The organism is Paenibacillus sp. FSL K6-1318, from assembly GCF_037976905.1.
GTDB classification, from domain to species: Bacteria; Bacillota; Bacilli; order Paenibacillales; family Paenibacillaceae; genus Paenibacillus; species Paenibacillus amylolyticus_A.
In genome coordinates this window covers 1,811,032-1,823,373 of the sequence record NZ_CP150270.1, presented here as the reverse complement: position 1 = coordinate 1,823,373, position 12,342 = coordinate 1,811,032, and the positions used below count along the sequence as shown (strand labels likewise).

The window sequence follows — 12,342 nt, the reverse complement described above, 5'->3', positions numbered from 1 at the left end:
ATCGTTCCCCCTTAATCCTTCATGCCCGAACTCGCCATCGTCTCAATGATTCGGCTCTGAGAGAAAATAAATAGCGTGATCGGCACACTCATCAAAATCAGTGCTACCGCAGCACCCGCTCCTGCCCGGGATATTCCGCCCTGAATAATCTGACCTGCTGCATAATGCAGGGTCTTGAGCTGCTCGCTGTAGATGTATCCATTGCCATCACTGCCCCATAACATCTGGAACAACAGAATGATCAATGTAAGCCAGGCTGGTTTCACATTGGGCATGACGATGGACCAGAAGATCCGATATTCACTGGCACCATCGATCTTGGCCGCTTCCAGCAGCGCATCCGGGATCTGCTCCATGAACTGTTTCATCAGATACAACCCGAGTGAATAGGCAAATGCCGGAATAATGACGGCCCAGTACGTGTCGATCCATCCGAGCCATGACATGATCATATAGTTCGGAATGGCCGTCACCGCAGGTGTGAACATCAGTGACAGTACGACCACTTGGAACATGAATACTTTGCCCGGAAACTTGTGTTTGGCAAGCGGGTAGGCCGCTGCGGAAGCTAGCAGCACATGGCCTACGATACCGATGCCGGTTATAAACACCGTGTTGAATATATAACGTGAGAACGGCACCCACGAGTCACTCAGCAGATTCAGCAGATCAGTAAAGTTGCTGAACGTCGGATTTTTGACAAACAGCGTTGGTGGAAAGGTGAAAATCTCATCCAATGGTTTGAATGCATTGTTGATTGCATAGATCAGCGGCAGCACCATGAAGGCACCAAATACGAGCAGAAGGGCAAACAGGGAGAGACTTCCCGATAGCGATCGATTTACCCGCTTTTTGCCTGTCGCAATTGCAGCCATAGCTATTCTCCCACCCTTCGAAGCAGTTTCTGTACCAGCAAGTTGGTACCCACCATAATCATGAACAGTACGGTGGCAATCGCTGATGCGTAGCCCATCTCAAACCGTGTTGTACCGAAGTCGATCAAGTGGGTGACCACCGTCTCTGCCGCATAGTTCACGCTCGGGAACCCGGCCAGTGCGATCGACACATCGGCCACGGCAAACGAGGTTGTGAGCTGAATGACTGCGCCGAACATGAGCTGCGGACGCATCGAAGGCAAGGTAATGTACCATAGCTCCTGCCAGCGATTCTTGATGCCATCCACCGCTCCTGCTTCGTACAACGTCCGGTCCACCGTCTGCAAACCAGCGATAAACGCCAGAAATCCGGTTCCGAGACTCAGCCACAGCTGCACGAGAATAAGGATCGGCATAATGTAAGCTTCTGTCTTCAGCCATTGGATCGGCTCCAGCAGAAAGCCCCATTTAATCAACAACCCATTCGCAATGCCATAACGATCTCCCGAGAAGATCATCAGCCAGATAAAATACACATTGCCCGAGATGGAGGGCGCGTAGAAGATCAGCGTCATGAACGCTCTCCATTTCGGTGTTAACTCATTAATGATCCACGCGAAGACAAAACAGGCAATATAACTGATTGGTCCGGTAATAATGGCGAACAGCAACGTATTCTTGATGGCAATCAGGAATACATCATCCTCCAGAAACAGACGAGTATAGTTCTGCCAGCCAATAAAACGCGGAAATTCCAGCATGTTAAAGTAGGTGAAGCTGAGTATGATCGAGATGACAACCGGAATCACGGTAAACATGATGAACAGGAGCATATAAGGTGCAAGCAGGACATAGGAATGTTTGCTGGCCTTCATTTCCTGGAGCTTCCAGCTCCACCACGATTTCATGCCCATCCTTGACGCTTTCTCAGGAGGACTGTTTTGTCCGTCTCGGAGTGATATTTGTGGCACGATTAACCCTCCCTCTGCTTACGGAAGACCAAATTCATTACGCTTGACGCGAATCTCGTCCTGAATATATTGGGTATAATCCATAATGGATTCCCTGGCTTCCACTTGGCCAACAACGGTTTTGTAAAATGCATTGAACAGATGGCGGCCTGTAAAATAACCACCAGGTACTTCAGGAATGCCCTTCACCGTTTCGAATTGAGCCTTGAGATTGGCGTAATCCTCCGCAGGCCACGGCAGGGAATCCAGTGCCTTGATGTTTGCCGTTGGATAACGGGCAGCCGCACCCATCAGCCCTTCCATCTCCCGTCCGAATTCCGCCTGAACCGGCGTACTGGTCCACCACTTCATGAACTCCCACGCAGCATCCTGATCCTTGGCACTCTCCAGCATCATGACCGCGCTGCCTCCACCCGGTACGTCCCGATTCAAGGTTCCATCCGCCTGAACGGTTCCCGGGACAGGAACGAATCCCCATAGTCCCCGAATCTCCGGTGCAAATACGGACAACTGGTTGTACATGGTGTATTCCGTTAGTCCAATAGGCATCTGTCCTGTCCGGAAACGGTTGGCAAAATCATATTCCCGTTCCAGCTTGTAATCGGTATAGAACTCCGTCCACTGCTTGAACGTCTCGATCCCGATCCGGGAATCCAGATCCGACTCCTTGTCATCGTTCCGATAGAAAGCGCCTCCGTTCTGAAGCAGCATCGTTGCATACTGCGAGTTCGGCGGAATATTGACACCCTGCATATTGGCCTGGGTCACGATCGGCATACCGAATTCCATATGATTCTTGCTCAGAATCGCGAGCAGAGCCTCAACATCTTCCCAGTTCTGAGGCACTTCAAGCCCCAGTTCTTCAAGCACGTCTTTACGATAAAACAGCATATTAAAGGTTTGTGTTTCCGGCAGAGCATATACGCCTGAATCATACGCATACGGCACGATCGCACTTTCCCTGAACTCCTGTTCCACGGTGCTATAATCACTGAATTGCGTCAGATCTACAGCCGAGTTCCGCATCGCAAAGTTCACCGGCAGATCATTGCCAATCTGCATCGCTACGTCCGGTCCTTCACCAGACAAAGTCGCTGGCAGCAGGGTTCCCATATTCACCAGCTTCAGATTGACATTGATACCACTGTCTGGTGTAAAGGTCTTGTCAATCATCGCTTTCATCGTATTCGCCTGGTCACGTCCGCTACCAATCCAGACGGTTACCGTCCGCTGATCTTCCGATGTGGCTACATTGCCGATCTGGTTGTAATCAATGAAGAACGAATGATAGAATATCTTCGCTTCATGACCGAGCTTGGCAAGTGGCCCCATGCCTGTGCCGGGAATATCGCGGTCGATCGAAGTGACGTACAGTGCGTCGATCTCCAGGGGCTGTTCTCGTGCCTGCTGCACCCATGTGCCGAGACCGCCTGTATTGGTTTTATAAGCCGCAAGCCGTCTTGGAATGGTATCTGGCTTGTCAATCATCTCGTCCAGTTGAAGCGCCATCGTCTTAATCAAGGCTTCCTGATCGCTGGACTGTCCTGACAAGAGACGAAGCTGTGCAGCCACGTCCTTGAGACGTTTACTTTCTCTGCTGAATACTTCCAGCAGATTCGGGATCTGCTTTTCCACCCGATAATCCCGGAACTCATCAGGCTTGGTACCTGTAATCATCAGAATGCGTCGGTACATGGAGTTCAAGTTGTACAGACTATCCTCCACATTGCGGATAAGGGGTGCAAAGTCACCGAGGCTGTTCTCCAGCCGTAGCACATGTTTTCCTTTGTCCAATTGAAACTTGTATGCTTCCTTGCCTCCCATGACGTCAATGCGATAGTCGCTTTGGTAACGGAAAGGTGCTTTGGCCATCTCTGCAAACGGAACTTCACCGTCAATGGTCAGTTTGCGTGTAGAATAGATGCCTTTGACAAAATTCTGCTGTGCGGTAAAACCGATATGATAAAGTCCGCTCTCCGGCACATCCACTTCCCATTCAATCCATTGTCCTGGCAGACGCCAATTAAAGCCACCAATCGTATTGATGCGTACCTGGGAAGCGCTATAAGGAGATACAGCAGAACTTGACCTTTCGCTCGTCGGGTATAACGTAGGTGAAGATTTGGCAATTGCGGCTTCTCCTTCAATGCGAATAAGTACATCCTTCGGCTGCCCTGAGGAATCCGATTGTTGTGCCCCCGCAGTCTCCGAGTAAGGAACGGCTGTCTTCTCATTGAAAAGGCGAATGGATCGGATCACCATGGGCTCACGCGATGATTTTAGCGTTAGCGTGTGTTCCCCTTTTTCCAAATAAAACTTGAATGGAGCCTGTTCGTACCCGTCTGAGTCCTGAAACGTTTCTTCCATCCAGCGAGGTTGCTCCACTTGTCTCGGGCGAAGGTCATTGCCTTGGTTATCCTGTTCAACAACATCTTTCTCATTCGACCATACCCGGTCAAACTGCAAATAGGCGGCTTCCGCAAATGGAAGTTCACCGTCAATGTACAATGCACGCTCAATGGCCGAACTCTTGCCTTCAACGGGAAAATAGATCACGGACAGGTTATACAGCCCGGTCTCCGGTACGTTAATGGTCCAGTCGACTTGTCCGGTCTCTCCGGTATGGAGAGATACACCATCCATTTCTTCATAATTAGTCAGTTTGCGGACGTCTTCACCTTCGGCTCTTATGTAATCTCCTGCTTCAATGGTGATGTCCACATTCGGCTGCGAAGCCTGGCCCGTTCCGGATCGATACTGTTCGTATCCCTTTTTCTGCCGGGTCTGCTGCAAGATCGCATCCACTTCAATGGCAGGCAGACTGCCAGGTGGAATGTCTGCACTCTTCACATCAGGGCCGGAAGTTACATATAGAATGATGCAGGCTGCCGCCACGATGATCACTGTGGACAATATCCATGTCTTGCGTTGTAGAATTCCAGCCATCCTACGAGTCCTCCTCATCAAGGCTGATGCCAGCAATGCCGATTTGGTGGTTCAGGAAAAAGGGGCTCCGTGCAACTTTGCCGACACGAGCCCCCTGCCTGAATCGTTTGCTGGTGATATCAATTTCATAACTCATTAAATTTTCGTTTTTTGTAACTAGATATAGACAAATTGAATCATTTTGATCTATATCTAGCCTTGATTGAAGTTACTGAAGGTATTATGAAATTGATTCGATGATAAGTGTTCTTATTGTTTGCCGAGTTTATCAATGGCCGCTTGTGCCTGTGCCTTATATTTCTCGGCTGTTGCCGTCACGGAAGCATTGTTTTTGATGATATCATTCACAAAATCTCCGAAAGGGTATCCTGTGTAGGCATCATCCAGCAAGATACGGCCTGTTCCAGCGATGTGCTCGCGAATGATCGCAATATCCTTCTCATCGGTATAACGACTTTCCAGATAATCCTGACCTGGATACTCTTCAATCTGCGGGATGTCGAAGGTCTCTTCATAGATTTGGTAGACGATCTGTGGATCCTCCACGCCTTTTGGAATGAACTTCGCCGATGCCGCGTTGTTTGCATAGGTTACCTCTTTGCTACCCTGTGGCCCGTTCGGAATCGGCACAACACCGACTGCAAAGGTGAGATCGCCCAACTGCCATTCGGCGGCGGTGAACAGAGCTACGTCTCCATCCTTGAACGTATTGCTTTCCTCCCAGTTGGTTTTGTCGCCAGTTTTGACCTTCACGACATTTTCCACGTTATATAGGCGTTTGACGAATTCGGCAGCTTCAATCGTTTTCGGATCAGACAATCCTTCTTTGCTATTTGCATCATCTACGATCGTGCCACCATTGGCTGCGGTAAAATGGCGAACGACATCAAGGGCCCAGCCTGAGAATCCGTATACGTCGATTTTGCCATCGTTATTGGTATCTTTGGTTGCCTGTTTGGCGAGTTCCATGAATTTGTCCCAATCCCATTGGCCTTGGTTATACAGTTCTTGCGGATCAGGCAATGACAGTTTTTTGAACAAGTCACGGTTATAGTGAAGTCCCAGACCGATGCTGGTTGGAGATTCGAAGGCGTATTCATTGCCTGCAATGGCAGGAAATTTTGCAATTAGGTTAGCCTCTTGGTTGATGTTGTTCTCAGGTGTAGTGAATTCGGAGATGGGCAATAGCTGCCCTTTGAGGATAGCGGGTAGTGCGGATTTGTATTCCATCTGAACGATGTCGGCGAACGGTTCGCCAGCCAGTGCAGACGTTGTGAATTTGTTCATGTACTCTTCAAAAGGTACGTTGATGAACTCCAGTTTTACGTTGTATTTCTTCTCGACCTCTGCAATTTTATCAAGTCTGGCCTTATCGGAAGCCGTCTCTCCTGCCGGTTTCAGATCCCACCAGGCCGCAAGCTTGATGACACGTCCACCCAGATCAGGAACATCCACCACAGCTTCTTCCGCTACGCTTTCTTTCTCTGTCTCAGCGACTTCGGTGCTGTTGCCTGAGTTCGTCGTTCCCTCTGCATCGGTCCCCGTCTGCGCTATTCCCCCACCACTGCAAGCGGATACAAAAAGCATCACAGCCAATAACATCAGAGGTAGAACATTCCATCTTCTCATCATGATTTTAACAACCTCCCCGAATGTGTATACCAATCATGGTTCACCCTACATCATTAACCCCGCTCATCAACCAATCGAAAATAAACGACCACCACCATTTGTTATTTTCTTGTTTGTTTTTGACAAACAAAATTTAACACAGCAAAATGTAAGCGTCAACATTTTTGTTGTTAACATTTTCTATTTATTCTGATAAAATGCTGATTAAGCTCAAATTTTCCTGTATTTCAGCTTATTCATGAGTACGTTCACTAAGTACACGCTTATTGAAAGCAGTAGTAATTTTCGTTATTTTGTTATTTTTTAAAAATAACAAAATGATAATTCATAAGACAAAATTCGTCATACTATCTGAAAATATGCTTACCTTCATGTTCAATGTCTATCGTAAAATGCTGTGCATCACTAACATTTTGAATTCTCTGTCCGTTATTAGATTAAGAGAAATACATCATGCTATACTAGAATCAGTTGGATATCGCTCCAAATAAGGAATACGGCAGAACTACGAGTGTAAGGATGGTATGATGAAGACGAAGGTAACAATTCAGGAAATTGCACATTTTACGGGTTTGTCGAAATTCGCGGTATCACGGGCTTTGTCTGGAAAATCGGGCGTTAGCGATCAGACGAGGGATGTCATTCTCAAGGCCGCTGGCAAACTTGGATATTTCAAAGATAACAGCATGTTGTCTGGTGAACTGTATAACAACAATGAATCTCAGGACCCGAAGAACACCCGTTCAAGCGGTACGATCTTAATTTTATTTCCCAATGTTCGTTATCAAAATCAAGAATCCGTATACTGGGGACCCGTATTTAACGGGATCTCGTCCAAGCTAAATCAGAAAGGCATTAATATTCTGACGCTAACGGAACCATCAGCAGACCAGTTGTTCACCTTGTTAAATCCGGATGCCATTCGGGGAATCATCACCGTCGGCTCCATCTCCACGCCAATTCTGCTTGAAATCAAGCGGCTTGGTATTCCGGTCGTGATGGTGGATCATCTGGACCCTGTTTTCCACAGCGACAGCATATTCACCGATAACTTTGCATCCATGCGCGAGATCATGCTCTATTTGCTCCGCAAGGGCTTCAAAACCTTCCAGTTCGTCGGCAATATCAGTGATGCTCATAGCTTCTATGAACGCTGGATTGCTTATACTTCTGTACTCATGGGTCACGGGATGGAGATTAACCAGATTCCCGAGCTGAGTAATCAGGCCTTGGACGAGTTCCGCCAGACGTTCACTTCGGTGATCAATGCGGATAATCTGCCTGAAGTTTTTGTATGTGCGAATGATTTCTATGGGCTATACACCATAGAAGCCCTTGAGAGTATGGGTATTCGTGTACCCGATCAGTGTGTAGTCACCGGTTTTGATAATCTATACGACAACATTCCATTACTGGCCACAGTCAATGTGAACAAGGAATTGCTGGGCTCACGTGCAGTGGATCAGATGTTGTGGCGCATTGCGAACCCCGAGAGCAGCGTAGAGAAAAAGCTGATTCTTGCTGATGTCATTATTCGTGAACAGTTCGGCAGGCATAGTGGATAAAAGCACGCCAAACACCCCTTTAACCGTATTGTTACGGCTATAGGGGTGTTTGTATTGTTGTATGTTCTGTAATATCACGTTCTACGTATCCGTACGCACATCATCCCAGTCCTGATCCAGATAACAGATCAGCCAGTTCAATGCACGATGACGCTCGTAAGCCACTCCGCCATTCAGACCAGCGGGAGGTGTTCTGTCATTTACACGACTATCCACACACACCCAGTTATAACGGTAGATGAGGTCGGCTTCATCCAAAATCTCGCTCTTGCTACGCAGAGAGGCATCCGAGAGAAAGTCGGTAAAGCTATCCTTCTGCTGCAAATAACCGACATCCTTCCCTACGTTACACAACTCCGTTGGTGCATCCAGTTCCTTCACATAGCCGAGCGCCCACAACATCACGTGGTAGGCTTCATATCCCCAGGAGAAGGAGATGATCTCCTGCTGCTCCGCTCCGTGCTGATTGATAAATGCCTTCTCTACGGGGGAAAAGAAAGATGTCGCCTCATACTTGTCGATCACTTCCTGAACCAACGCTGCGGTATCTTCCGCACTTTCACCAGCTCCCAGACACTCCCCCTTAAGCGCAGCAAGACACAAAGCAACCGCACGTCGCGCGACTTCCGCTTCACTTCGAATCGTCGTGTACTCGTCTCCGGCTCTGGCGGGCAAGTTCGCATTATACGGAACTCCTTGTTCCGTTAACAGTTGCTCTGACCGCGCTTTACGTTGAATCGCAGACTCCGATTGGGGTCTGGAATCGTCAAGGAAACTGGTGTGCGCTGTCACCGTGTAATCCTCCACTTCGGATTCTCCATTCACATCCAGCAGTAGCTGGCCTTGTGCGTTGAGCAGAGATCCCCCTCCCCAGAAAATGACGGCATCCAGCGCATCAGCCAAACGCAATAACTCGCCAAAGAATTCTTCCGTGATATCCTCTTCCGTCTCAATACCAATCACCATGTTCAGTGTGGAACATTTGATCAGTACCTTTTCCTGGAGCGCAGCATTGCGCCCCTCAATCTGACTCAAAAATCCAAGCATCCCCTGAATCATGGTCGTAAATTCCTCAGGATGTGTCTGGCTCGTCATGATATTGAAGCCCTTTGTTTTCTTACTGAACCATTTCTTCTGAGTCACTTGGATATGTGTCTTGTCTTCTTGCCGCTCAATCGTATCCTCTGGATAAATGGATTGAACCACTTCAAACAGCTGATCCAGGTCAAACTGAGAGCTATATATCGCACAATTTCTCATGAAGTTCACCCTCTCTCTACATATAGTTCAACTAATGAATATTTACACTGGCACTCCGATGGTAGAATAACTTTCCGATCGCTGTTATCCCCAGATTTTTTTATTCCTTTTTTTGAAAGGGGAAATCCGGTGATAGCGTATGCTTTCGATGTAGCTTTCTTTTAGAAAGCTTTTAGGCAAACGCTCCGCTTCTTCAAGTTATTTCTGCCCTCTCCGTTATCGTGTAAATGTTCAGTTGAACATATATGACTAATCTTTATACGGATCGAATTCATTACCTCCGGCCATGGCGACACCAACGGGACGCAGCACATGGTTGATTTTCAGCGTATTCGCATGTGCGTTCAGTACGTCTTGCAGCTTCTTGTACACAAACGGACTTTCGTCTGTGCCCGCTCCCCGCAGCTCGACACCATAGGCACGAATTGCCTCATGCATCTGTGCTTCGCTAATCTCACCGCCCATGCGTGTGCGAAGCTTGTAATTCATTTTGCCAGCCGCCTGGGTTCGACTCATCGTACGCCCTGCTCCGTGCACAGTGCTGCGGTATGATTCGGTATTCTCCTCGCTATGGATTCCCTCCACAATTACCGAGATATCGCCCATACTTCCTCCGACAAAACCGAGTTGTCCGGGTGCCAACGGCGTTGCACCTTTGCGGACCACGACTACCTCTTCACCCATGTGTTGTTCTTTCCAAGCAAAGTTATGATGGTTATGTACGGCATATTCGGCACTTGCCCCGAGAATTCCGAGCACCTGTTCAATGACATAGTCACGTCCTGCATAGGCGTATCGGCCCGCCAAGGTCATTGCGTCCCAATACATATCACCCATTTCACTGTTCAGGTCAAACAATGTAGGTGGCTGATCCATCGATTCACCCGGAGCTTTGCCACTGAACTCACGTCCGGCAGCAAGGTTAAGGAATCCACTCGCCACTTTGTGTCCGAACCCGCGGCTGCCGAAATGATTCGCGATCCATACCTTTCCCGTCGCCTCTTCTACAAAAATATCCACGAAATGATTGCCACTGCCTACGGTTCCGAGTTGGTTGCGTGCAAGTGTCTTCAGCTTATGCTGTAATCCCGGTTCGATGGTATCAAACAGCTTCCAGCTCGCATCGTCGAACAAGTCATGATCCACAGGTGTTGGATTGTTGCGGCCCACGCCGAAAGATATAGTCGAATTGATATCATCCATGATCGTTGCAATCTGATCCCGAATATCGTCCCACATCAGATTCGTGCGCACAGCCTTGTTGCCACAGGCGATATCATATCCGACTCCTGACGGACTGATCATATTCCGATAAGCGACAACACCGCCGATGGGCTGTGAGTAGCCTTTGTGATGGTCGGCCATCAGAGCCACACCCAATACATCTCCATATTGCGAGCAAGTCACCGCCTGACTTACGGCATTCTCCAGCGGCTCCCCCCAGACTTTAATGTTATCTACGATACGCATGATTGTGTTAGCCTCCTATGTATTATTTTAAAAATTCATCTTATATTTTTATCCATTTCTTTCATTAGTTTAACAAAGATCAGCGTTGCTCGAAACGTCGTCTTCCTACAGTTCACCATTATCTGCACATAAAAAAAAGAGAGCTCAGCTCCCTTTCTCACACTGATTCCTATTCACTTTTTGCTAATCTTAAACTTGAACGCCCAAGTCGCTGTGTTACCAGAATATCTTCCTCTGTTCTCGGTGACCACCACGGAAAGTGTCTTGTTGGTTGATTTGGAGAACGAAGATAGTTTGACGTTGGTGCTTTTGCTCCCATAGTCAGGAATCTTGTCCTGTTCTTCGGCGATGGCTTCCAGTTTCAATGTACCTGTGGATTTCAGGTTTAATGTAACCGACGAGCCCTCTTCCAAATCTTTGCCGTTCACACTTGCTCCGATGGCCCATTCGTTGCCGACAGAGTTATTCTCCACAAGCTCTGCGCTTACCAGCGTCACGGTTACCTTGACCGTTTTGGCAGCCGCATGGGAAGTGGGGGAACAGACGGCGAATACCAGGCTCAGAATCATGAAGACATTAGCCCATTTTTTGAACACGAGAGTGCCTCCCTCTTATTCATCTCTTTTATTAAGACTATGCCTTATTCGCCATGCTCATTAAGTAATCCTTCCACTTGTGTAAGAACTTTTCATCTGATCGTTTAATTAGAAATGCTTCCGGTAACCCTGAACCTTCTCATCCTTGAAGCCTAGTTTCTCATAGAATATATGCGCTTCCTTGCGCTGATCGCCAGACACTAGAATCATGTAATCACAACCGAGATCCCTGGCAATCCGCTCAATCTGGAGCATCAACTTCTGACCAATCCCCTGTCTGCGCACCTGATCCGACACAATCACATTCTCCACAACCATAAACGGTTTGCATGGACCCACCAGATCCATACACTCAATGCCCATAACGGACCCGACCAATTTGCCATTGTAAAATGCCCCAAGCACGTGATAATGACCATTCTGCTGTATGTAATGAAACATCTTTTTCATCTGCTGCTCGTTCGAAGGTGTTCCTATCAACTCATCATACAATTTGCTTAAACCCGGCAGATCCTGTAGTTCAATGGCTTTGATCGTAACCATACTATGTCCCCCTGACGTTCTCTCTTATTTGGTATTCTATATTTTATCTTGATTGAGGTCCTTCTTAAAATAATAATGGCAATGCCCTGTTGGAGCATTCTTGATGGTTGTGATCAATTGGTATCCGTGCTTCTTGTAGAATTCCGGTGCTTGGTATGAGAATGTATTCAACATAATAAAATCACAGGATTTCTCGCGCGCAATGCGCTCCACCTCAAGCAGCAATTGGGATCCGTATCCCCGATGCCGCTGATCGGAGTCCACCCAAAGAATATCAAGTTCCAGCCAGTTCCAACAAAGTGTACTGAGCACTCCTGCGACAATTTCGCCAGCCTCATTTTTGATATTGAAATTCAATTCTTCGTACCGATGCCTTAATTCCTCGCTCACATGGGTCGCATTGTATGCGACTAATTGCTGGCGAACATATGCGGAATCTTCTGAAGTACTTTGATTGATGTTTAACTGAGACATCTTCTTTTCT

The 12,342-nt window shown here is 47.7% G+C and carries 10 protein-coding genes; 1 reads left to right on the top strand and 9 read right to left on the bottom strand.

Annotated features, from left to right (window positions below):
• Nucleotides 1-11: 11 nt before the first annotated feature.
• The 4 genes from NYE45_RS08160 to NYE45_RS08145 form a co-directional block, all read right to left on the bottom strand.
• Nucleotides 12-875, bottom strand: coding sequence for a carbohydrate ABC transporter permease (locus NYE45_RS08160; protein WP_017689719.1), 864 nt, complete (start codon nucleotides 873-875; stop codon nucleotides 12-14).
• Nucleotides 876-877: 2 nt separating this feature from the next.
• A complete protein-coding gene (locus NYE45_RS08155) occupies nucleotides 878-1,789 on the bottom strand; it encodes a sugar ABC transporter permease (RefSeq protein WP_062833376.1) in 912 nt (303 codons plus the stop codon).
• Between the two features lie 75 nt (nucleotides 1,790-1,864).
• Nucleotides 1,865-4,792 carry an extracellular solute-binding protein gene (locus tag NYE45_RS08150; RefSeq protein WP_340016335.1) on the bottom strand — a complete coding sequence of 976 codons (2,928 nt, stop codon included), beginning with the start codon at nucleotides 4,790-4,792 and terminating at the stop codon, nucleotides 1,865-1,867.
• A gap of 249 nt (nucleotides 4,793-5,041) precedes the next feature.
• Nucleotides 5,042-6,421, bottom strand: coding sequence for an extracellular solute-binding protein (locus NYE45_RS08145; protein WP_340017333.1), 1,380 nt, complete (start codon nucleotides 6,419-6,421; stop codon nucleotides 5,042-5,044).
• A 530-nt stretch (nucleotides 6,422-6,951) separates the two neighbouring features.
• Here NYE45_RS08145 and NYE45_RS08140 point away from each other — a divergent pair.
• The gene (locus tag NYE45_RS08140; RefSeq protein WP_340016334.1) at nucleotides 6,952-7,989 is read left to right on the top strand and encodes a LacI family DNA-binding transcriptional regulator; all 1,038 of its coding nucleotides are present in this window, start codon (nucleotides 6,952-6,954) and stop codon (nucleotides 7,987-7,989) included.
• An 81-nt stretch (nucleotides 7,990-8,070) separates the two neighbouring features.
• Here NYE45_RS08140 and NYE45_RS08135 read toward each other — a convergent pair whose 3' ends face one another.
• The 5 genes from NYE45_RS08135 to NYE45_RS08115 form a co-directional block, all read right to left on the bottom strand.
• Nucleotides 8,071-9,249, bottom strand: a complete 1,179-nt coding sequence (locus tag NYE45_RS08135; protein WP_340016333.1) for a DUF4272 domain-containing protein — start codon at nucleotides 9,247-9,249, stop codon at nucleotides 8,071-8,073.
• 249 nt (nucleotides 9,250-9,498) lie between these two features.
• Nucleotides 9,499-10,719, bottom strand: a complete 1,221-nt coding sequence (locus NYE45_RS08130; protein WP_340016332.1) for an RtcB family protein — start codon at nucleotides 10,717-10,719, stop codon at nucleotides 9,499-9,501.
• Nucleotides 10,720-10,892: 173 nt separating this feature from the next.
• Nucleotides 10,893-11,315 (bottom strand): hypothetical protein, encoded by a 423-nt coding sequence (locus tag NYE45_RS08125; RefSeq protein WP_340016331.1) that lies wholly within the window; start codon nucleotides 11,313-11,315, stop codon nucleotides 10,893-10,895.
• A 108-nt stretch (nucleotides 11,316-11,423) separates the two neighbouring features.
• Nucleotides 11,424-11,858, bottom strand: coding sequence for a GNAT family N-acetyltransferase (locus NYE45_RS08120; protein WP_340016330.1), 435 nt, complete (start codon nucleotides 11,856-11,858; stop codon nucleotides 11,424-11,426).
• A gap of 36 nt (nucleotides 11,859-11,894) precedes the next feature.
• Nucleotides 11,895-12,332, bottom strand: coding sequence for a GNAT family N-acetyltransferase (locus NYE45_RS08115; RefSeq protein WP_340016329.1), 438 nt, complete (start codon nucleotides 12,330-12,332; stop codon nucleotides 11,895-11,897).
• Nucleotides 12,333-12,342 lie beyond the last annotated feature (10 nt).